At 44.2% G+C, this 21751-nt stretch carries 19 protein-coding genes and 2 pseudogenes; 10 read left to right on the plus strand and 11 right to left on the minus strand.

Going from position 1 to position 21751, the window contains the following annotated elements:
- Positions 1–245: 245 nt before the first annotated feature.
- The 5 genes and pseudogenes from V7K76_RS20340 to V7K76_RS20360 all read left to right on the plus strand — a co-directional run bounded on the left by V7K76_RS20340 (position 246) and on the right by V7K76_RS20360 (position 2190).
- Positions 246–575 carry a DUF2973 domain-containing protein gene (locus V7K76_RS20340; RefSeq protein WP_334775292.1) on the plus strand — a complete coding sequence of 110 codons (330 nt, stop codon included), beginning with the start codon at positions 246–248 and terminating at the stop codon, positions 573–575.
- Between the two features lie 160 nt (positions 576–735).
- Positions 736–930: pseudogene (locus V7K76_RS20345) on the plus strand (hypothetical protein); the annotation flags it as partial.
- A gap of 48 nt (positions 931–978) precedes the next feature.
- Positions 979–1392 (plus strand): RusA family crossover junction endodeoxyribonuclease, encoded by a 414-nt coding sequence (locus V7K76_RS20350; protein WP_334775291.1) that lies wholly within the window; start codon positions 979–981, stop codon positions 1390–1392.
- The gene (locus V7K76_RS20355) at positions 1392–2072 is read left to right on the plus strand and encodes a hypothetical protein (RefSeq protein ID WP_334775290.1); all 681 of its coding nucleotides are present in this window, start codon (positions 1392–1394) and stop codon (positions 2070–2072) included. The genes V7K76_RS20350 and V7K76_RS20355 overlap by 1 nt, the downstream gene beginning before the upstream one ends.
- The gene (locus V7K76_RS20360) at positions 2059–2190 is read left to right on the plus strand and encodes a hypothetical protein (protein WP_334950868.1); all 132 of its coding nucleotides are present in this window, start codon (positions 2059–2061) and stop codon (positions 2188–2190) included. The genes V7K76_RS20355 and V7K76_RS20360 overlap by 14 nt, the downstream gene beginning before the upstream one ends.
- Here V7K76_RS20360 and V7K76_RS20365 read toward each other — a convergent pair.
- Positions 2187–4478, minus strand: coding sequence for an amylo-alpha-1,6-glucosidase (locus tag V7K76_RS20365; RefSeq protein ID WP_334950870.1), 2292 nt, complete (start codon positions 4476–4478; stop codon positions 2187–2189). The two genes, V7K76_RS20360 and V7K76_RS20365, sit on opposite strands and share 4 nt — an antisense overlap.
- A 1083-nt stretch (positions 4479–5561) precedes the next feature.
- Here V7K76_RS20365 and V7K76_RS20370 point away from each other — a divergent pair.
- The 3 genes from V7K76_RS20370 (at position 5562) to trpE (ending at position 9974) form a co-directional block, all read left to right on the plus strand.
- Positions 5562–7571: a DICT sensory domain-containing protein gene (locus V7K76_RS20370; protein WP_334950872.1), complete on the plus strand. Its 2010-nt coding sequence runs from the start codon at positions 5562–5564 to the stop codon at positions 7569–7571.
- A 259-nt stretch (positions 7572–7830) separates the two neighbouring features.
- The gene (locus tag V7K76_RS20375) at positions 7831–8250 is read left to right on the plus strand and encodes a photosystem I reaction center subunit II PsaD (protein ID WP_334775286.1); all 420 of its coding nucleotides are present in this window, start codon (positions 7831–7833) and stop codon (positions 8248–8250) included.
- Positions 8251–8459: 209 nt separating this feature from the next.
- Positions 8460–9974: an anthranilate synthase component I gene (trpE, locus tag V7K76_RS20380; RefSeq protein WP_334775312.1), complete on the plus strand. Its 1515-nt coding sequence runs from the start codon at positions 8460–8462 to the stop codon at positions 9972–9974.
- 471 nt (positions 9975–10445) lie between these two features.
- On the opposite strand, the gene V7K76_RS20385 is transcribed toward trpE, so the two are convergent.
- Complete coding sequence (locus tag V7K76_RS20385) at positions 10446–10685, minus strand: hypothetical protein (RefSeq protein WP_334706486.1); 240 nt, start codon at positions 10683–10685, stop codon at positions 10446–10448.
- Between the two features lie 65 nt (positions 10686–10750).
- Complete coding sequence (locus V7K76_RS20390) at positions 10751–10963, minus strand: high light inducible protein (RefSeq protein ID WP_334950875.1); 213 nt, start codon at positions 10961–10963, stop codon at positions 10751–10753.
- Positions 10964–11304: 341 nt separating this feature from the next.
- Here V7K76_RS20390 and V7K76_RS20395 point away from each other — a divergent pair, with 341 nt between their 5' ends.
- Positions 11305–11442 (plus strand): hypothetical protein, encoded by a 138-nt coding sequence (locus V7K76_RS20395; protein WP_334950877.1) that lies wholly within the window; start codon positions 11305–11307, stop codon positions 11440–11442.
- Between the two features lie 56 nt (positions 11443–11498).
- Positions 11499–12461, plus strand: a complete 963-nt coding sequence (locus V7K76_RS20400; RefSeq protein WP_334775283.1) for an orange carotenoid protein N-terminal domain-containing protein — start codon at positions 11499–11501, stop codon at positions 12459–12461.
- Between the two features lie 110 nt (positions 12462–12571).
- Here V7K76_RS20400 and V7K76_RS20405 read toward each other — a convergent pair whose 3' ends face one another.
- The 8 genes and pseudogenes from V7K76_RS20405 to V7K76_RS20440 all read right to left on the minus strand — a co-directional run bounded on the left by V7K76_RS20405 (position 12572) and on the right by V7K76_RS20440 (position 21580).
- Entirely contained in the window at positions 12572–12820 is a 249-nt protein-coding gene (locus tag V7K76_RS20405; protein ID WP_334775282.1) for a hypothetical protein, read from the minus strand.
- Positions 12821–12829: 9 nt separating this feature from the next.
- Positions 12830–13384, minus strand: a complete 555-nt coding sequence (locus tag V7K76_RS20410) for a pyridoxamine 5'-phosphate oxidase family protein (RefSeq protein ID WP_334950880.1) — start codon at positions 13382–13384, stop codon at positions 12830–12832.
- Between the two features lie 105 nt (positions 13385–13489).
- Positions 13490–14014, minus strand: coding sequence for a DUF937 domain-containing protein (locus tag V7K76_RS20415; RefSeq protein WP_334775280.1), 525 nt, complete (start codon positions 14012–14014; stop codon positions 13490–13492).
- 122 nt (positions 14015–14136) lie between these two features.
- Positions 14137–14372, minus strand: a pseudogene (locus tag V7K76_RS20420) (ATP-binding protein); the annotation flags it as partial.
- 329 nt (positions 14373–14701) lie between these two features.
- Complete coding sequence (locus V7K76_RS20425; protein WP_334775279.1) at positions 14702–15079, minus strand: response regulator transcription factor; 378 nt, start codon at positions 15077–15079, stop codon at positions 14702–14704.
- Positions 15080–15350: 271 nt separating this feature from the next.
- Positions 15351–19103, minus strand: a complete 3753-nt coding sequence (locus V7K76_RS20430) for a PAS domain S-box protein (RefSeq protein WP_334950883.1) — start codon at positions 19101–19103, stop codon at positions 15351–15353.
- Between the two features lie 13 nt (positions 19104–19116).
- Positions 19117–21138 carry a GAF domain-containing sensor histidine kinase gene (locus V7K76_RS20435; RefSeq protein WP_334950885.1) on the minus strand — a complete coding sequence of 674 codons (2022 nt, stop codon included), beginning with the start codon at positions 21136–21138 and terminating at the stop codon, positions 19117–19119.
- Complete coding sequence (locus V7K76_RS20440) at positions 21125–21580, minus strand: hypothetical protein (RefSeq protein ID WP_335029978.1); 456 nt, start codon at positions 21578–21580, stop codon at positions 21125–21127. Before V7K76_RS20440 ends, V7K76_RS20435 begins: the two co-directional genes overlap by 14 nt.
- Positions 21581–21751 lie beyond the last annotated feature (171 nt).

Raw genomic sequence — 21751 nt, forward strand, 5'->3', positions numbered from 1 at the left:
AGATGGTAAATCAGTCGTCAAAGAGATAGTGAAAAAATCTTAACAAGTTCTTAACATTATTTGGATTAACAATATAATGTATCCTATGTTACCGTAAGTAGAATAACGGTTGACAAATAGCTTCATATAGATGTAAGCGCGCAAAGAGTGCGTAAAATACTCGTCTTAACTGTGAGTCACAGTATCGGCGAAATAAAGCGTTACAAAATAAAGTTTAAAAAATTCCTGTCCTGGAGGAAAATCTAATGTTACATCTCCTTTACATTCTGGCTTTTACAATCCTTGCATTTATAGCTGTTGGCAACTTAATTCGTAACCTGATCATGTTCAGTTTTGATCGGGAGCGGACTTACCCGGCGAATTCCTCACAAATGAATAATCAAGGCAACTATGGTTATTATTCATCAAAGAAACAGTTTGTACCCCATCCAGAGTTATTAGATAGCGCCGGAAACTTAATTAAAGAGCCACTTTTGGTAATGCGTTCAATTAACGTTGAAGATGCGCGTCAACATCTCGATGCACTTTACGAAGCATCCCCAGGACATAAAAGAGACAATTCAGAAGAAGCGTAAGAAAGTTAGGAGTTAGGAGTTAGGAGTTAGGAGTTAGGGTGTAAATTATTGTTGTTTTTGCATCCTCAACGCTTCTTTTAGCATTTATTAGCATTCTTGAATTTGAGGCGATCGCGTACTTAGGCTGCTAAGTTAATATTTTGTTGTCCTCGTGAATACTATGAAAGCTGAAGTCTTAAAAAAGCGACTTGATAAAAATCGTCCAATGACTACAGTCACAATTCGCATTCCCGAAGATGTGATTGAGGATTTGAAGCGAGTCGCACCATTGCTTGGGTTTTCTGGTTATCAGCCATTAGTTCGCGCTTACATCGGACAACAACTCCGAGATGATCTTGAGCGACTTGAGGGTGATGCTGGTTACTAGCATAGAATAACTTATGATCTATTATTTAGAAGTGTATTGACCAGATTTGAGTTCATAGTAGATGGGCCACCAGTATCACAACAGACTCGTAAGCGTGGTAAGGGCAATCGGCTTGAAGATTGGAAAAAGACAGTGCTACAAGAAGCTAAAAAATACTGGTCTTCAGAACAAAAAATAGCTACTGGGTGGGTTATGCTCCAGATAACCTATTTCTATGATTCCGATCAAATGGATGTAGACAATATAGTGAAGCCTATTCAAGATGCACTTAAAGAATTAGCATACTACGATGATCGTCAAGTAAGCGATCTCGTAGTTAGAAAGAGAAATTTGTCAGGTAACTTTAGAATAGAAAACATGACCTCGACATTGGCGGAAGGCTTTGCTCGTGGCAATGAGTTCTTACATATTGTGGTAATTGATGCTCCTAACCAGGAGGTAATTATTTGATGGAAACTCCAACCGCAAACTTAGAAAGAGAGCGATTGCTGAAACTAGCAGAGGAGTATAGTGAAAAGGGTTACGAAGTTTTTTTTCATCCAAATCCAGAAGAATTGCCTGACTTCCTTAATAAATATCGCCCCGACATGATAGTACGTCGGGGAGAAGAAAATGTAGTTATTGAAGTGAAGTCACGCTCCTCACTGAACTCTTCTTCTAATCAAGACTTACGTAATTTAGCTCAAGCGGTAGAAAAACATCCTGGTTGGAGATTTGAATTAGTAATGACCAACCCAGAGGATATAATGTATTCTCTGAAAGCAGAGGGTTCTCTTCAAGAACATGAAATAGAATCGCAGTTGCAAGTAACAAGGCAACTGATAACGCAACATCCAGAATCAGCTATCTTATATTCATGGTCTTTGGTAGAAGCAACTTTGAGACTTATAGCCCAAAAGGAGGAGCTAAGTTTACAAAGATTTGATCCACTCTATTTGGTGAAGCAATTAGCAATTGAAGGTGTAATTTCAAAATCTCAGTATCAATTACTAATGAATTCACTCTTATTACGTAATTCTATTGCTCATGGCTTCAAAACTACACAAATTACGCAAAATTCTGTATATGAATTGATCGAGCTTACAGAGCAACTTTTGAGAACTCTACACACTGGCGATGAAGCAGGCTAACACTTGGTTGTTGGAGTGGATGGCACTGTGCGATGATGTCTACGACGGGCTACGCCTACGCACTAATCATAAAATAGGGAGTAGTAAATTAATTCCCTACTCCCGACTCCCTTTCTAAGCTTCAATAACTACCCGTAAATTGCCCCGTTTTTTCGCAACGCGACAAGCAGTAGTGCTACCAGAACGCTCGAATTCCAAATCGAGGATGGTGGGGCCGACTCGCAAATTATGAAATGACAGGCGATTAATCGATTCTGGCAAAGCGGGGTCAATTATTCGCAAGCAGTTATTTTGAGCATCAGGCACTAAGTTCACCATCATTTGCAGTAGTTGGAAAATACTACCAGTAGCCCAAGCTTGGGGAGTGCAGGCAACTGGATACTGCACAGGGGTATTATCACCGTTCCGTTCGTAGCCGCAGAAGAGTTCTGGAGGACGTTGATAGGGTTGCTGCTCAGTCATATCGAATAAACCTTGGAATATTTCTAAGGCTTGATCGATTAGACCGAGCGATCGCAATCCCATTGCAATCAGAGCGTTATCATGGGGCCAAACCGAACCAGTGTGATAACCCATTGGATTGTAAGCGGGTGACAAACTACTCAGAGTCCGAACGCCCCAACCATTAAACATATCTGGTGCCCGCAACCGTTCTGCTACACTATGAGCTTTTTCGTGTGTGAAAAGTCCCAAATGTAGACAATGACCGGGGTTTGAGGTAATACTATCTACTGGCTTGCCATCTCCATCCAAAGCCAGAGCGCAGAAATCATGGTTTTCCACCCAAAAATCTCGATTAAAACGAACCTTGAGATTTCTGGCCTCTTCTAGCCAACGATCTGCCAAATCAAGCCGCTTCTTCATCCTAGCTATTTCTGCTAGGCGCATTTTTGCGGCATAGACGTAAGCTTGCACCTCAGAGAGGGAAATTGGCCCATTGGCTAATTCTCCCTTGTGGTCTACAATACAGTCGCCAGAATCTTTCCAACCTTGGTTAACAAGACCGCGTTTAGATGTACGGAAGTAACTGAGGTAGCTAGTTTGTTTGCTATTGCGATCGATCCACTCCATTGCTGCTAGAGCATTGGGCCAAAGTTGCTCTAGGAGTTCTTGATCGTGAGTCCAAGCGTAATGTTCGGCATAGAGCATCAGCCACAGGGGAGTGGCATCAACTGTACCGTAGTAGGGTGTATGGGGAATTTCTTCACAACGAGCCATTTCTCCCAAACGTAACTCGTGCAAAATCTTACCCGGTTGCTCCTCCCGCCATTCGTCGTCGATTTTACCTTGGTATGTCGCCAGTAATATCAGAGTTTCCTTGGCAATTTCCGAGTTTAACATCAGAGTTTGAGAAGCTGTAACCAGCGAATCTCGACCAAACAGTGTCGAAAACCACGGCACTCCGGCGGAAACAGTCTTATACTTCCCGAAAGATTGGCGCAACAAATACATATCTTGTTCAGCCCGCTCAATCACCCGATTGAAGGTATTCTTATCTGAGCTAATGCGGGTAATTTGTTGTACCCAGTTTTGCTCCTCCATCAACTCAGCAGCTTTCGCCTGTCCTAATGTAGTGGCGGCGCTGACGGTTGAACTAGACTGGTTGTTTTTCAACATATTCACTCGGTAGCCCAGCTTTTGAGTTTCGTGAGAAGCCAACTCTAGCTGCCAAACCGCAGTATAACCCTTGAAAGAGTCTGGTTGTCGATGCTGGAATAGAATCCGGGATTCCATCACCGAGCCATCCAAACCTTGATAGGCGAGTGTTAAGGATTCTTCCCTAAAGGCGGATGGCTCTTTGGGTACTAGTGCAACACCATCGATCTGAGAAAATGTTCCTTCCTCAGTCGTTGGTTCTACTAGGCGTAAAAGCCGACCTCGTTTTTCTCTGTCATAGCCCCGGACTTCAAATAAATCAACAAAATCTGCATCAAAGCTGATACTTAGTTCAAAACTGACAGTGGTTGTGCTGTAGTTAGATACTTCTATTTCTTCAAATAGTGCGCCATTCAGCACAATTTCTCGGCGAATTCCGATAGTCTCAGCTTTCAGGCGATCGTCGATTTTGGGGGTAGTACACAAAACTGAGAGCGAAAACCCTTTCTCAGCAGTACTACTGAGAAGTACAGGCGATCGCCCTTCAATTTGCAACTCCAAACGATTAAGAAATCTCGTATCGCAACAAAACAGTCCCATACTAGGATTGCCATCGTTGAGGGAACAGCCAGAAATATTCCCGATAGTATCTGTGACAAAAAATAAATCATCATCTTTAACCGTCAGTGTCGGTTGCGATCTTTCAGCCACAACACAAGGCCACTCCGGGATAGGTAATTGTTCGGCAGGAATAAAAGTTTTTCCATCCAGGAAAATTTTTTCCGGGGTTATGAGTGTATCCGGTGTCATTAGTCAAAGTTCCGTGTATGGGTCTATTTTTGAGTAGAAGTCTCTTAACCAAAAGGCAGAGGGGGAGAGGGGAAAGAAGAAATACCCTCTTACTTTGAGACAGAGCAACTAAATTTATTTAGATCGAAAAAAGAAAGATTTGTGTCGAGATATACAGTGCAAACAAATAATAGCGTATCCTGGAGAGACACAAGGTACGGAAGTCCGGCCAGTTATTCTCACAGCCTTTTTCAAGTAATTGAACTATAGCGTTTTCTAATCATATAAAGTACATCATAGCCTTCTCCTCGTTTGCGGGGAGGGGGTTCTTGTACCTCTACTCAAGCGAGAACTGCCATATACTACTCCTCACTCCCTAATTCCCCATCTTAGTCGAGGACTATGCAATTAATGATCCTTAAAACCATACAATAATTAGTATTTTAGTATCATAGCTCCTGAAAGATTTTGCCTATGCAGGCACATAGCAAAGTTGGTCAAGAATGTATATTGGGCGTAGTAGTAGTCTGTCAATAAATAATTGATGGATAAATCCCCTGTAGAGACGGTGATTATCGCGTCTCTCTAACCGTCAAAATGAATTTGACGAAGCCAAGAGGGTTTCAAGCCCCGCCCCTTGTGGGCGATTAACATTTTTGGGGGAAGGTTCATAGCAACAACCCTTGTGGGTGGCTCCGCCTCCTGCCTCCTTGACAGACTAGTACAACACGGCGTAAATCAACCACCTATTCCAAATCAACGAAACTCTTACGCTGTAGTCATTTTGAATTTTGTTAGCGCAGCGTAAAGCCTGCGGCATGGCTTCGCTTAGAGCGAGTCCGCGTTCGCTTTTAGCGTCTCGTAGAGAGCGTCATTTTGAATTTTGAATTCCGCCTTGCGGTACTAGTAGGTTGTCAATCAACCAATTAAGTTGTATGTACCCCTCCTAGTTGGTAACGAAGTGTTGCGCCTGTTTTGGCGAAAAGCGCTTTTTTAGCGTTCTTTACATATTGCAACTGTCTATTTAACTTGAGAGTCCCTTGGAATTTGTACAATGCAGCTGTGACGTGGATCTGATCGAGGTTGAGCGTTTAACAATAATTCATGAGCATTTCGACTTCTGTGCTGAGTGATCTGCTAAAGTCCCTACCCTACTTGCGGCCCCAGCTATATTTTAAGGCTTCATTAACGGCGCTCTCCCACGCGATGGAAGATCAAGTTTTGGCTGGGACTTTAGCCCAACCCCTTGTAATTGCTAGTTTTCAGCGAGAGCGATTCTACCGCCAAGAAGCTCATCGCTACCAGCGACTTGCCTTGCGGAGTAATCAAATATACGTATTGTCTGCTCCAGAAACGGATTTCACCAACAGTTCGGAACACTACGAAAAGGTGGCTTTTGAGCCAACAGATGGCTTAAGTCACGAGTGGCATTTGGTAGTGATTGCTGACAATTACGCTACTTGTCTGGTTTGCCGGGAAAACCTTAGTTCTATTGCTAAAAACAAGCAACTACCAGAACTAAGCCCTAATCTGGATATCGACACAGCGCGAAGATTTGAGGGAATTTGGACATCGGAAAGGGGAGCTAGCCTGAAAGCCGCCGAATTGCTGTTAGACAGGATTTTGGTTTACAGACCAGAACTAGTAAGTAAAATTGAGGAGGCACGTCAGAGGTTTGGCATCGGGCAGCCACGAAACTACTCTGGAGCAGAACAGGTCAATGAATATGCCTGTGACATTGATACAGATCCCTTTGTGCAGCGCTTAGTAACTTATTTGCAAGCGAGTCAGTACAAATTGCATAAAGCCTATCGCTCCATCGCTGCCCAAGCACGAAAAGAGCGATTAGTCAACTCAATTAGTACTGCCATTCGGCGATCGCTCGATCCTCACGAAGTTCTTCAGGTGGCGGCACAAGAATTAGGACAACACTTAGAAGCTTGTCGCTGTTTAATTTATCGCGCTCAAGCCGCAGATCGCCAAGCCATAATTGAACACGAGTTTTTGACACCTGGTACTTTATCTGTTTGTGGGCAAACCTGGGAATTAGAGAAAAATTCGCTATTTCGGGACATAGTAGAACTTGGCGAAGGCGTTTGTGTGAGCGATACGCTGACTGATCCTCGCGTTATCAACTCGCCAGGACTTTCCACGATCGCTAAAAAGTTTGCCATTCGTTCTTGGTTGATGGAACCAGTATTTTATCAGGGGCGATTATTGGGCATTGTGGAGTTACATTACTGCCGAATGCCACCGCACGAGTGCCAACCAGGGGAATTGGATTTGGTAGAAGCGATCGCCACCCAGGTAGGAGCCGCTCTCATTCAAGCGGAAGCTTACGCTAACCTAGAAGAACTTAACCAACAGCTAGAAGCCCTAGACCGCACCCGCAGCAACCTTATAGCTATCACCGGACATGAACTGCGTACCCCCCTATCTACAATTCAAGTTTGCCTAGAAAGTCTCGCCAGTGAGCCGGATATGCCCTTGGAGTTGCAGCAAATCATGCTCAACACGGCTCTTTCCGACTCAGAGCGGATGCGAAAACTGGTGCAAGATTTCCTCACACTTTCCAACCTGGAAAGCGGTCGAGTGCAATGGCATCCAGAATCCCTCAGTTTACAAGAGTGTATAGATTTATCACTCAGCCGGAATCGCACGCGTTCCTCAACGGAAAAGCCGCCCCAAATAAAGACTCAAATTGCCGAAAACCTACCTCTGGTTAGAGCCGATGGTGATTGGCTAGTAGAAGTACTGGCAAAACTCATGGACAATGCTTGTAAATTTACGCCACCCCAAGGAGAAATCACCATTAAAGCGATTTACAACAGCCGTCAAATGGTCGAGGTAACTGTAGCTGACACTGGACGCGGCATTGAACCGAATCGTTTAGAAATCGTTTTTGACCGCTTTTATCAAGAAGAGGGAGCGCTGCGCCGCACCACTGGCGGCACTGGACTTGGTTTAGCAATTTGCCGTCAAATTGTTAATGGCTGGGGTGGAGAAATTTGGGCAGAGTCAACTGGCAAAGACCAAGGTAGTCAGTTTCACTTCACCATCCCGATTGTTCAGAATAGCCAAGAAGAAAAGCGGATAAAAGTTAAGAGTAGATAGGGATTGGGGACTGGGGATTGGGGATTGGGGATTGGGGACTGGGGATTGGGGATTGGGGACTGGGGATTGGGGATTGGGGACTGGGGATTGGGGATTGGGGACTGGGGATTGGGGACTGGTTTTTAACAAAGGACTAATGACCAATGACTAATGACTAATGACTAAAAGACTAAAAACTGTTACAGTCTATAACGCGATCGCAATATGATCCTGGTTGCGGTGTTAGGATTCCCTAAAAACGTTGAGAGAATCAGACTCTATGACAGAAAAACTCTCTGGACAAACCCCGCTATTTGCTGGCAGCACTGGTGGCTTGCTCAGAAAAGCGGAAGTGGAAGAAAAGTACGCTATCACTTGGACTAGCCCGAAAGAGCAAGTATTTGAATTACCTACAGGTGGTGCTGCTACTGCTCGGAAAGGCGAAAACCTGCTGTATTTAGCCCGCAAAGAACAAGGCATCGCTTTAGGTGGTCAACTCCGCAAACTCAAAATCACAGACTACAAAATTTATCGGATTTTGCCCAACGGAGAAACTACTTTAATTCACCCAGCCGATGGTGTCTTCCCTGAAAAGGTGAATGCAGGTCGTGAAAAAGTGCGTTATGTACCTCGCAGTATTGGGCAAAACCCCAATCCAGCACAACTCAAGTTCAGTGGTAAAGCTACCCACGACGTATAGGGACTAGGGACTGGGGACTGGGGACTGGGGACTGGGTAAGAATTTTAGATTTTAGATTTTGGATTTTAGATTGAAGTTTAATCCAAAAGACGCTCGCGGACTCGCTTGCCGCCGGCGCTATCGTCAATCCAAAATTGAATTGCCCAATGCCCAATTCCCCATGCCCCATACCCAATGCCCCATGCCCAATGCCCCATCCTAAACAATTTATGGTATTCCCCGATTTCTCCGAATTTTCCCAGCTAGCTCTACAAGGCAACTTCGTCCCGGTATATCAAGAATGGGTAGCGGATTTAGATACGCCCGTATCTGCTTGGTATAAAGTCTGTGCAGGTCAGCCCTATAGCTTTTTGTTGGAATCCATAGAAGGCGGGGAAAAGCTGGGACGCTATAGCTTGGTAGGTTGCGATCCGGTGTGGATTTTAGAAGCCAGGGGCGATCGCACCACCCAGAAAAACCGCGACGGTTCGCAGGTGGTTTTTGCAGGCGACCCTTTTACAGCTTTAGCTGAATGTTTAGCACCTTATCATCCAGTGAAATTACCACAGCTACCGCCAGGAATTGGCGGTTTGTTTGGGTTTTGGGGCTATGAATTGATTAACTGGATTGAACCGCGTGTGCCCATTTATCCACAAGATGAGCGAAATATCCCTGATGGGTTGTGGATGCAGGTAGACCACCTATTGATTTTTGACCAGGTGAAGCGGAAAATTTGGGCGATCGCTTATGCTGATTTACGTGAAGAGAATGTAGATTTACAGGCAGCATATCAACAAGCGAGCGATCGCGTCACCCAAATGCTCGAAAAGCTATCTCTACCTCTATCGCCGGAAAAAACTAAATTAGAATGGAAACCGCCAGGGAGCAAGGTATCTGGAGAAGCAGAGGAATACACAAGTAACTTTACCCGCCCTGATTTTTGTGCCAGCGTCCAAAAGGCCAAAGACCATATTCAAGCAGGCGATATTTTTCAAGTAGTAATTTCTCAGCGACTATCAACAACATACACAGGCGACCCCTTTGCCCTTTACCGTTCCCTACGCCAGATAAATCCTTCGCCTTACATGGCTTACTTTAACTTCCAAGATTGGCAAATCATCGGTTCCAGTCCCGAAGTGATGGTGAAAGCCGAAATAGATTCAGATGGTGGAGTCATAGCAACGGTACGACCAATTGCCGGCACACGTCCACGGGGTAAAACCACGAAGGAAGATGCAGCATTTGCTGAGGATTTACTACAAGACCCCAAGGAAGTTGCTGAACACGTTATGCTTGTGGATTTAGGGCGGAATGATTTGGGGCGTGTTTGTCAAAGTGGTAGCGTCAAAGTCGATGAATTAATGGTAGTTGAGCGCTACTCCCATGTGATGCACATTGTCAGCAATGTTGTGGGTAAATTAGCAGTTGGTAAAACAGCATGGGATTTGCTAAAAGCTTCCTTCCCAGCAGGTACGGTAAGCGGCGCACCCAAGATTAGGGCGATGGAAATTATTCACGAATTAGAGTCTAGTCGCCGGGGCGTTTATTCCGGTGTATATGGATATTACGATTTTGAAGGACAATTAAATACTGCGATCGCAATTCGCACAATGGTAGTGCATGATCATACGGTTAGTGTCCAAGCTGGTGCAGGTTTGGTGGCTGACTCTGAGCCAGAGAAAGAATATGAAGAGACGCTAAATAAAGCTAGAGGTCTACTAGAGGCGATTCGTTCTTTGCGTTGATCTGGGGACTAGTATACACAAGCAGATCCCCGACTTCTTTGAGAAGTCGGGGATCTTGTTTCTCACCATGATTCAGGATTGGTATAGTCAATTTCGCATACAATTAATTGCACACTGGTTTTTGTTGTTTAATTGCAAAACTGGACTTGATATAAGTACAGTAACAGTTCGATCTGCTGTATGAGAATCCAGTCCAGACTTTAAAAGTTGATATATCAATAATCTTCTATTTTGAATTACATAGGTTTTATTTTGAACTGCAAGATGTTTGGAAACAATTTGTGCTACTTCTAAGCCCACGTATCCACAATACCGTGACAAATTAGGAAGCTTTATAAATCCAATTAACATCGAACTTTTTCCAAGGCTAAACAGAGTTTTTTAGAGCTATTAAAAAGCGCAAAGAAGTCCTGGTATCCAAATCCAAGACCTCCATTAAATTTACCACACACTAGTAATAAACAAACTTATTCATCCCAATTGGCTAAAGTATGTTGCCCAAAGAATTCCAGTTACTCCAATGGCAATTAAAAGGTTAGTGAAAAATCTGCCGAACTCAATTTCTTGTCCTAGTCCCTTATCATCTTGACCTGCTGTAAAAAATAATGACCAGGCTTGATTTGCATTGATAGTCTCAAAATTGTTGAAATCAGGTCTAAAAACAACCGGCCCAATCAAATCTTTTTTAGGATAATCAAAATCAGTTTTCATAAGTTTGCCTCTAAATTGGTTTATTCGTCAAGTGAAGAAAATTCATGAATCTCAAAATGTCTTCTCTAAAGGCTGGTTAGCCATCCAATCAAACCGTGTCCGGTGATAACTTCTAAAGCGATGAGTGAGACAAAGCCAATCATTGCCAAACGACCATTGAGTTTTTCGGCATATTTGGTGAAGCCTACTCGTGGGGTTTCATCAACATAAACCTTAGGTTCGATCGCAAATCTGTTAAGCTGACCGCGTTCGTTAATGCTAAAACCTTTACTTGTCATCTTTTATCCCTTGTTTGTGTCATTCTATGAACTAATGTTAATGATTGTAAATATTTTTTGCAACTACTTGACTTGGCAACAAAAGTAGTAAAAACCGTACAAAGCAAGTACGGTATTTCAGATTTGTAGGAGAAGCGATCGCCTTTGCATGTGAATGCACACAAAAGCGCCAATTAGCTTAATTTAAATTCAGTAAAACTTATCATTTGTATAAATAGAAGTTATCAATATATAACTGAGAAAGTATTGCTTATTTGTAACAGACTTGTTATCTTTCTTTACATAAAGATACAAAAGCAACATCAATGCGTTAAACCACCGTTAATCAAGGCTTTCTAACTATGCAGTTGAGCCTGCAATGTCCTTTGCCGAGTATTTCAACTCAACGGCAACAACATCGCCATGCCTTTAGTACAGCTATGACTACAATGGGCTATCCAGTGATGCAAAAACTGCTGAGTGCCTTGATTAACAGCTAAACGCCTTATCTTTTCACATTCGGTAGAACTGTAATTTTCTTTTGGGAATTTCTGCTATGTCTTTTACCATCAAGTCGGCTCAAAGTATTTTTCCCGGCACCCTAATTGCTGACGTTGTTCCAACCGTTGTTGAATCATTCTCTAAACTCAATGCTGAAGATCAACTAGCATTACTTTGGTTTGCCTATACCGAGATGGGTAGAAGTATTACGGTTGCTGCTCCTGGGGCAGCTAACATGATCCTCGCACAAGGCTTACTCGAACAAATTAAGCAGATGCCTTTTGAGGCTCAAACACAAGTCATGTACGATTTGGCTAACCGTGCTGACACTCCTCTCTGTCGTTCCTATGCATCCTTCACCGTAAACATCAAATTGGGCTTCTGGTATCAGTTAGGAGAATGGATGGCTCAGGGAATCGTTGCTCCAATCCCAGAAGGTTACAAGCTTTCTGCCAAAGCTGCTGATGTGTTGCAAGCCATCCGCAGTGCAGATTCCGGTCAACAAATCACAATCCTACGCAATACCGTAATTAGCATGGGATTTGACCCGAACGCTCCTGGTAGTTACAAAAAAGTCTCAGAGCCAGTGTCTCCTCCGACTGCACCAGCATTTCGGACTAAAGTCACCATTGAGGGCATCAACAATACTACGGTGTTGGGCTATATCAACAACATGAATGCCAATGACTTTGATGCTGCGGTTTCTCTGTTTACCTCCGAAGGTGCTTTGCAACCTCCCTTTGAAAGACCGATTGTTGGTCAAGATGCAATCCGCGCCTATATGCGTGAAGAATGCCAGGGATTGAAGATGATTCCAGAGCGCGGTATATCTGAGCCTGTGGAAGATGGCTATACCCAAGTTAAAGTCACAGGCAAAGTCCAAACCCCTTGGTTCGGTGCCAGTGTGGGAATGAATATTGCATGGCGGTTTTTGCTAGATCCCCAAGGCAAAATCTTCTTTGTCGCGATTGACTTGCTGGCTTCTCCGAAAGAACTGCTGAACCTAGTACGTAAATAGAGGGCTAGATTAGTCGCTGCTTAAGCGTGGATGAGTGAGGCATCTGGCCACGCTTAAGCAAAAGAAACTGATAACGGCTTCTTTAGCGTTATCTTTTTACTTTTTACTTCTTAAATATTTTTACCTGTTAATAAACGCAGCCATGCAGCTCCTACTGGCTGATTACTACTTTCCAAAATAGCGACAAAGCCACTATCATCCTTACATCCCCAATTTTTCACATATTTTGCCAAATCAGGATTATTCTTTGCATCTTGCACTGTCAAATTACCTTCTTCTACCAGATGGGCTGCTTCGTAAAGCATTTGCCAGAGAAAAGGCTCATCTTTTTGTGTGAGTGGACGAATAGAATAATCCATCAGGCAAAGTTAGGGCAATCTACTCAGTGGTGTCGCTAAACCGTCAATGCTGACAAGATTTTTCTGCTGTTGATATTCTCTAACTCCCTCTTCACCTTTTTTACTAGCCCAGTTTACTAAAGTTTGGCGCTGACCTTGATATTCATAGAGTGGTATACCAAAACCACAGGAGGTCTGGATTTTTTCAATGTCAGCGATGATAATTTGACGAGTTCCAGGTATCGGCAAAAACAGAGAATACAGCGAGTCCCAGTCTGGAGAACTCGGTAAAATTGTGGTTCCTTGACCGTAAAGACGCAGGATACACGGAGGTTCTTGAAAAGCACAAAACATGAAGGTTATCCGCCCATTTTCTTGCAAATGGGCTGATGTTTCGTTACCACTGCCTGTAAGGTCTAAGTAACCTACTCGGTTGGGAGAGAGGATGCGAAAGCAGTTAAAACCTTTAGGAGAAAGGTTAACATGACCTGTAGGACTCAAAGGTGCAGAGCCAACAAAAAAAAGGTGTTGGGCAGCAATAAAGTCTTGCAGTTCCTTAGTGATACAGTCAAACAATTTAGACATAGACTGTCTGATTTATATTTGAAAATTTCTTATGTTCCCAGCCTATGTCTTAGCTAAGAATCTAGCAAGGACTAATTGTCGATGTGTGGGGAATGGGGAAAAGTGTTATTGTCTGATGTATCGACTAGCCATTTGGATCGCATCAGCGATATCGACATCACCATCGCCATCAGCATCCAAGAAGGAATTCAATACAGGATTTCCGCCAGCTTGGGGATTCTGGGTATTAGCACCTGATTGTAGAAAATTTAATACCAAAGGTACGGCTAAAGGCAGCAATTGTTGAACTATACCAGCATCTAATCCAGTGCGTTGGGCAGCAACTTCAGCTACCTGCTGTTGTATCTGAGGAGAAAATAGCGAATCGACGGCTTCGGGGTTGGGAGAAGTACCAGCATATTGACTCACTAGATTTTGTGCGGCTTCATTACCATCTGTGGCTTGCTTGTCTTGTAGAGTAGAACGCACTTGACCACCGACGATTGACAAAACTGATTGAATGGTAGAAGGGTCTGCACCTGTGCTTTGGCTCAATTGCTGTACACTATTGATAATACTTCCTAGTTGACCTAAGCTGCCCTGTTGATTGGGATTAGTGACAGCACCAAGAATTTGATCGAAAAGTCCCATAAGTTTGTTTCTCTCTTTGTTCTCAAAAAGCTTGTCAAAACTGGTTTGGAGTTTTTTATGTACACTGACTTTTGTAAGTCTACTAAAAGATTAGAACACTTAAAATTTTAAAAGCTAATAGCTCAAGGATGAGAAATCGGTAAAGCGATACCTACGGTGGGCAAAGCTACCGCAAACTCTGTTCCTTGATTTAACTCAGATTGACAGGTAATTTTACCCTGATGTTTTTCTACCACAATTTGATATGCGATCGCTAGCCCAAAACCGATACCAATGCCTCGCGGTTTGGTTGTAAAAATGTTTCAAATATCTTTTTCTGATTTTCTGGTGAAATACCAGAACCGTTATCTGTTATTCGCCAGCAATTCTAAATTTAAGAATTGACAAGGGTAAGACTTACGCACTGTACAAAAGAATTATATTGTGTATCAACGTAAATACGTCGTTTCCGGTTTTTATGAATCATTCTTTGATTGTTGTAGAGCCGGACGGTAGGGGCAATTCATGTAGACGCGAACGCGAGTGCGTCTCCATGAGTTGCGGCTTCCCGCAGGGTATTGCCCCTACGACAAATATGGTTTTTCAAATCATCTATATTTGCTCTTTCCTGTCAATACGGAAGTCCGATAATTTTCTTTTTACTTTATAATTTCTTTTTACTTTATAAATGGTCTATCAAAACTTTCCTCAAAAACCCAATACATGCATTGATTTTTCAAGTACTTCTTTGGGTCGAAATGGTTTAGTTAGATATAAGTCTGCACCAACTTCAATTCCTTTTTGTTTATCAAATTCCTGTCCTTTAGCTGTCAATATCACAATGTAGATATCAGTCATTTGCAGGTCGTGTTTAACAATGTGACAGACTTGTAGCCCGTTCATTTTAGGCATCATCACATCAAGAAAAACTAGATTTGGTTTTTCAGCTTTAATAGTTTCAAGAGCTTCTTCTCCATTTCTAGCAGTGAGAAGTTCAACACCCTCGTCTTCTAATGCTTCTAGGGCTTGTTCCATCAAAATCAAGATATTGGGTTCATCGTCAACAATTAGAATTTTCTGGGTCATAAGGATTGGGGATTGGGGATTGGGAATTGGGAATTGGGGACTGGGGATTGGGGATTGGGGATTGGAGACTGGGGATTGGGAATTGGGAATTGGGGACTTGTACTGAGGTTTCGCGTAGCGTCTCGTAGAAAAGCCGTTGGCGCAGCCTCCCCAAGAGTTGTATTCGGGACTGGGGATTAGGAATTGAGGATTAGATTATATAGTAAGGTTCCACTAAATTTTTCCAGTACCCAGTCCCCAGTCCCCAGTCCCCAGTCCCCAGTCCCAGCAATTACTGTTCAGACAGCATAATAAAAAATACATTTTCCAGATCCTTCTCAAACCGTAGAGTTTTCACCAAATCGGCTTCTTGAGAAAAGATAGAATCGATGATGATCATATCAGGTTTGGCTGATAGGGCTTTATTGATGCATTCTTGCGGATTGGAGGCTTCAATTACGCTGTATCCCTGAGCTTGTAATACATCTGATAGGATTTTTAAGGCTGATGCATTTTTATCTACAACTAATACTTTTTTATTAGAAGTACCTTGGTAAAGCAATGAACCAATTTCGTTGAGAAGTTTCGCTGTGTCAATGGGCTTGGTGAGATAGCGATCGATGCCAATGTGATAGCCCCGTTCTTTGTTTTCAATAATTGACAGAATAATGATCGGAATGTCTGCGGTCTGGGGATCATTTTTAAGAACGGCTGCCACATCGAAGCCATTGATTTGGGGCATCATTACGTCCAAGAGAATCAGATCGGGACGGGCTGTTTTGATTTGATGAATTGCATCCACACCGTCTTTTCCTTCCCGGACGTTGTAGCCTTCGTTTTCCAATTGTTGACGAAGCAGTTCCCGAATGTTAGCGTCGTCATCCACAACTAAAATGGTTTTACGGTTTTCGTTCAGCACAGTTTTTGTGGTGATGACGTGTTCTTTGAGTTGCTTAACTAGCGTATCCAGATTCAGATTAGCAGTGGTTTTTTGATCGCTGGCGTAGGTGGGAATAATGAACGAGAATACGCTGCCTTTACCTGATTCACTCTCAACCCAAATTCTACCGCCGTGATGATCGACGATTTGCTTACAGATGGGCAGTCCTAAACCAGTGCCTTTGGGTTTATCGGTGAGGGTATCGCCAACTTGGCGGAATTTCTCGAATACTTTCGGCTGATCTTCAGGTGCAATCCCAATACCTGTGTCGATGACGCTGATACAAACACCTTCGTTTCCTTGTTTGACGCGACAGGTGACACAACCAGATTCGGTAAACTTAACGGCATTGGAAATCAGGTTGATTAAAACTTGCAGCAGACGGTTGCGATCGCCTAATATCTGAGGCAGTCCAGGTTCAATCTCGCTGACTAACTGCAAGCCATTGGTTTGAAACAACGAGGCTGTGGAATTGGTGGCCCAATCGAGTAATTCGCTGGGATCAATGGGCTGCATCTGCCATTCCACTTTACCTGCTTCCATCTTGGCGATGTCTAGAACATCGTTAATTAAAGATGTGAGCCGTTCTGCTTCCGACACAATAATATTGAGATTGTCACCCACCCGCTTGATGGTTTTCTGAAGCTTGCGGTCTTCAGCAGGAAGTATTGGGAACACATCGGTTTCTAGCTTTTCTTTAATGATCGACGCAAAACCCAGAACGGAAGTCAGTGGCGTTCGCAGTTCGTGGGAAACCGTGGAGATGAAATCGGTCTTCATCTTGTCAATTTCCTTTTCTGCTGTCACATCCCGAATCAGCAGCGCCGAACCGAAGCAGATAGCGGGTTCTCGATCTGTCGTCTTTTTGAAAATGGCGGTCGCCACTGCCTGACCAATGCGTTCTTTGGTCAGTTCAACTTCCGCAGAGAACACCTCTCCGGGATGAGACTGAGTTTGTGCAACTAGTTCTGCTAAACCAGATACCGGCAGTTCTCGGTAGTGACAGTTGAGGTCACTACCTGTCAATTCATACATGGCTAAAAAGGCAGGATTGAAGTGAGTAATTTGTCCTGCGGTGTCTGCCACCAACAAACCATCTGCTAAGTTATCTAAAATGGCATTTAATCCCTGTGTTTCTGCTAAGGTATTTTGCAGAGCAGCCGTCCGCTCTACAACTCTGGTTTCTAGTTCTTGATTCAGTTGCCGTAGAGCGACTTCTGCTTGTTTACGGGCAGTAATATCGGTATTAATTTCCAGTGTGGCGCAGCGTTGACCCGATGCATCCAGTTGCATTGTCCAGCGACTCTGGACAATAATATATCTACCGTCGCGGGTGAGGTGTTGCAGTTCCCCGAACCATGTGCCCTGCTGTAAACACTCTGTCTGGATTTCCTTTAGCGCTTTTGGAAAGATTGTGTGTAGCAGGTTGTGAGTGATGTCTTGGTTTTTCACTTCTTCACACTTCCAGCCGTAGAGCCGTTCTGCCCCCTGACTCCAGTAAGTGATTTTGTCGGCGGAGTCGCGGACAATCACGGCATCACTGGAATGATTTAACATATTCATCAGCCGTTGATTTTCTGCTTCTGCTACCTTGCGATCGTGAATATCGGTGCAGGTGCCAATCCACTCCCGAACGCTACCGTCTGCTTGCACGACGGGGGCACCGCAGACAGAAAAGTGGCGGTAGCTGCCATCCTTGCCACGCAGCCGATATTCGGTTTGATAGAGGCTCTGGCTGACCACGGCTGCATTCCAGACTTGGGCTGTGCGATCGCGATCGTCGGGATGAATGGTGTCAATCCATCCTAAGCCCTCAACTTCGGCTGCACTCTTACCCGTGTACGCCATCCAGGTCAGCATTTCACTGCTTACCGCCAGTCCTTCTGCTGTGCATACCCAGACAATTTGTGAGATCGTAGTCACCAGAGAGCGAAACCGTTCTTCGCTCCGTTGCAGAGTTTGTTCTGCAACATAGCGATCGTGAATATCGGTGCAAGTGCCAATCCACTCGCGGATGTTGCCGTCTGCTGCCAAAACCGGAACTGCATTACCAAAAAAGTAGCGATAAGTGCCGTCTTTGCCACGAATCTGGTATTCCAGTTGATAAAGACTCCGATTCGCCACAGCAGCACTCCAAACTTCGGCGCTGCGGGGACGGTCATCAGGATGCATGACATCCAACCAGCCCCAGCCCATCATTTCGGCTGCACTCTGACCTGTATATGCCTCCCAGCCGGCTATTTCAGCGTTGACCATTCCTTCCTCTGATGCCGTCCAGACTATTTGGGAAGTGGCAGTTACTAAAGAGCGATACCGTTGTTCGAGATACTGCTTTTCGGCTTCTGCCAGTTTGCGATCGTGAATATCAGTGCAGGTGCCAATCCATTCCCGGACGCTGCCATCTTCTTCGAGAACGGGGACACCCCAGATCGAAAAGTAGCGATAGTTGCCATCCTGGCCACGAATTCGGTATTCGGTTTCATACAGGCTGCGATTGGCCACGGCTGCACCCCAGACAAGGGCAGTGCGATCGCGATCGTCGGGATGAAGGGCATCAATCCAGCCCCCATTTTCTGCTTCAGCTAAACTTTGACCTGTATAAGCTATCCAGCTTGCCAGTTCAAAATAAATTCCTTCTGGTGTACTTACCCAAACAATTTTTGTAGTAGCTGTCACCAGGGAGCGGTATCGGGTTTCACTCTGTTTCATAATTTCTTCAGTATGTTGGCGTTCTTGCTGGGCGCGTCGTAGGTCGCTGATGTCCTCGACACTAGACCAAATGAGTTGTTCTCCATCCTTCTCAATCATCAATCCAGAGATTCTAACCGGAACCAAGTGCCCGTCTTTGTGGATTAACTCCTTTTCATCAGGGCCGTAGCGACCAGTTTTTTCTAGGTTCTCTAGGCTAGATCGGTCAACGACGGCATAGTTTTCAGGGTTAATCTGGCGATCGCACAAATTCAGAGTTTCTGGAACAGTGCTACCCAAAATGGCAGCATAGGCAGAATTAATGTTAATTAGCGTCCCATCTGTTCGGCATAGTACTAGCCCAACAGGACATTGTTCAAATAGCTGACTGTTATATTCATCAAATTGCTTAAACATAGTTAAGATTTCTTTAGTGACGAATTTGGGTAGGGTTAGAACAACAGAACCAAGACAACAAAGTGGCGTAAAGCTTTAACGAAATTGGCTGGCGTTGGAACATCTGGTAAATTTCATCGGGTGATGTACCTTCCACATCTGGATTGTGTTGTGAGAGTCGCTGGATCAGTTGAGTATGGCGGATCAACAAATCTGTCGGTTTCAGCATTGGAGTTGTTGATGGAATGAAGCCGTCGGTATCAGCAGTGGGGGATAATTCTGTTGTGGGAGTTGGTGAGGCAGAGGTGCTATTCTGTTCTTCAGTAGCGTCTGACAACAGACAATTTATTGGAATCTGAATCCAAAATTCTGTCCCCTCACCCGGTTTAGAACGACACTTGAGCATTCCCCCATGTCTGTCTACAACAATTTGATAGCTGATTGCCATGCCTAACCCGGTTCCCTTACCAATATCTTTTGTGGTGAAAAAGGGATCGTAAATGCGGCGAATTACTTCCTCTTTCATACCTGGGCCATTATCGGCAATCCGAACCACAATCCACTCTTTGTCCAAGGCTTTGGTACGAATAGTGATTTGGGGATTGGGGATTGGGGACTGGGGATTGGGGATTGGGGATTGGGGATTGGGGATTGGGGATTGGGGACTACTTTTGACTGCCCAATTTTCCATACTTTCTTCTAAAGCATCAATGGCATTTGCCAGGATATTCATAAACACCTGATTTAACTGTCCGGGATAGCATTCAATGAAAGGAAGTTTTGCATAGTCTTTAATAATTTCAATTGCCGGACGACGAACATCTGCTTTCAGGCGATGGTGGAGAATCATTAGTGTTCCGTCGATGCCATCGTGGATGTTGACGGCTTTCATTTCGGCTTCGTCATGGCGGGAGAAGTTTTTCAGAGATTGGACAATTTCGACAATGCGACTTGTGCCCAGTTTCATTGAATCTAGGAGTTTGGGAAGATCCTGCATGATAAATTCCAAGTCTATATTGTCTAACTCTGATTCCAGTTCTGGAGGAGCAACAGGTAGGAATTTCTGATACTTTGCCAACAGGTGTAACAAGTCTTGGGCATATTCGGCAACATACTTTAAATTGCCATAAATAAAGTTAACCGGGTTATTTATTTCGTGGGCAACTCCAGCAATAAGTTGCCCTAAACTGGACATTTTTTCGCTTTGGATTAACTGAGTTTGAGCCAATTGCAACTCATGGAGAGCTTGCTGAAGTTTCTGTGTTTGGGCTTTTGCCTGGACGGCTGCTTCAGTGCTTTGCTCATAAAGCAGAGCTTTGTCAATAGCGATCGCTGTTTGAGAGGCAAAGATACTCACAAGTTTTAGGTGTTCTGCCCTATAGGAGTCAGTTTTGGATGTGCCAATGGCGATCGCTCCCAGTACCCGCCCCTTGGCTCGCAACGGGACACAAATCATGGCACTAACGTTTTTTTGCCCATCTAATCGCGGATCGGCTTGCACATCATTGACCAGTTCTGCCCGGTTAAATTGCACAACATTGCCAATAATTCCTTTTCCCGGCTCCGGCTGACTGTGGTCAAAAAACACTCCAAATTCGGCAATGATTTCAAAGGCAGTTGCATCTGGACTCAGTAGCAGAATCATCCCCGCAGATGATTCAATCAATTGACTCAATTCCTGAAGCACGAGTTGGCCAATTTGTCGCGTATCTAAACTTGTTGCAAGTTGAGTTGAGATATCGTCAAATAAATCAATTTCTTGGTATCGCTCCAGCAATTCTTTGGCGAGTACTTTCTTCTCAGCTTCCTGCTTTGCTAAAAATGAGAGTAAAGTCGCAAGTAGAGTTGCCTGTTCTCCCCCAACAACCCAACCAATGATTTCTCCTGACACCTCGATTGGATATCGGTTTTCGGCAGTTTGCTCCCCAATGCTAATTAGTTTCGTGCCGTCTACCAATTCAATATCAATGGCAATGTTGAACTGATAGACCAAGTTATGAAGGAGAGATGGAAACTCTTTTTTGTTGAGAATCTTTCTGAGGCTAACTGTGGGCATGAAACACCTCATCAAGAGCAGGTTGCAAATTTTCGCTAATCAAGGGAACTGGGTGATTAATTTTATCGAGGAAGGCAGGAGGCAGATAGCGCAGCGTTAGCGAGTCCGCGAGCGTCGGACAGGAGGCAGGAGGAAAACTGCACTCTGTAACAACAGCCCGCGACCAAAGAGAGCAAGGGTTTAAGACCCCCACTGAACAAGAGTTTACTGGCTCTAAATCAGTAGGGGATTCGACCCCTACTGATTTGCTCCTTCTGCCTCCTGCCTCCTGCCTCCTGCCTCCTTCAACAACAAAGGCAGGAGGCAGACGAATCGCTACCGCTACGCTATCCTGCCTCCTGCCTTCTTCACCGTAGCTATCCATACCCCTTCCCTGCGGGACGCTCCGCGAACGGATAAGCAAACTAAGCCCAGCATCTCCACAAAAGAGAGGAATTGTCATAAAAATCTAGGGATATAATAATTTACTAATTAAGACATTAAGACTAGTTTTCCCAAAAATATTAGCGATATAACAGCGAAGTTGAGCGGTAGCAAATACCTTTAAACTCCCCGCCAGATTCATTCTGGTACCCTTGTAACTTGCTTACTGTTTGATAAATTCTCGAAAACC

Origin of the sequence: Nostoc sp. (assembly GCF_036917975.1) — a bacterium.
In the GTDB taxonomy this organism is placed as follows: Bacteria; Cyanobacteriota; Cyanobacteriia; order Cyanobacteriales; family Nostocaceae; genus Nostoc.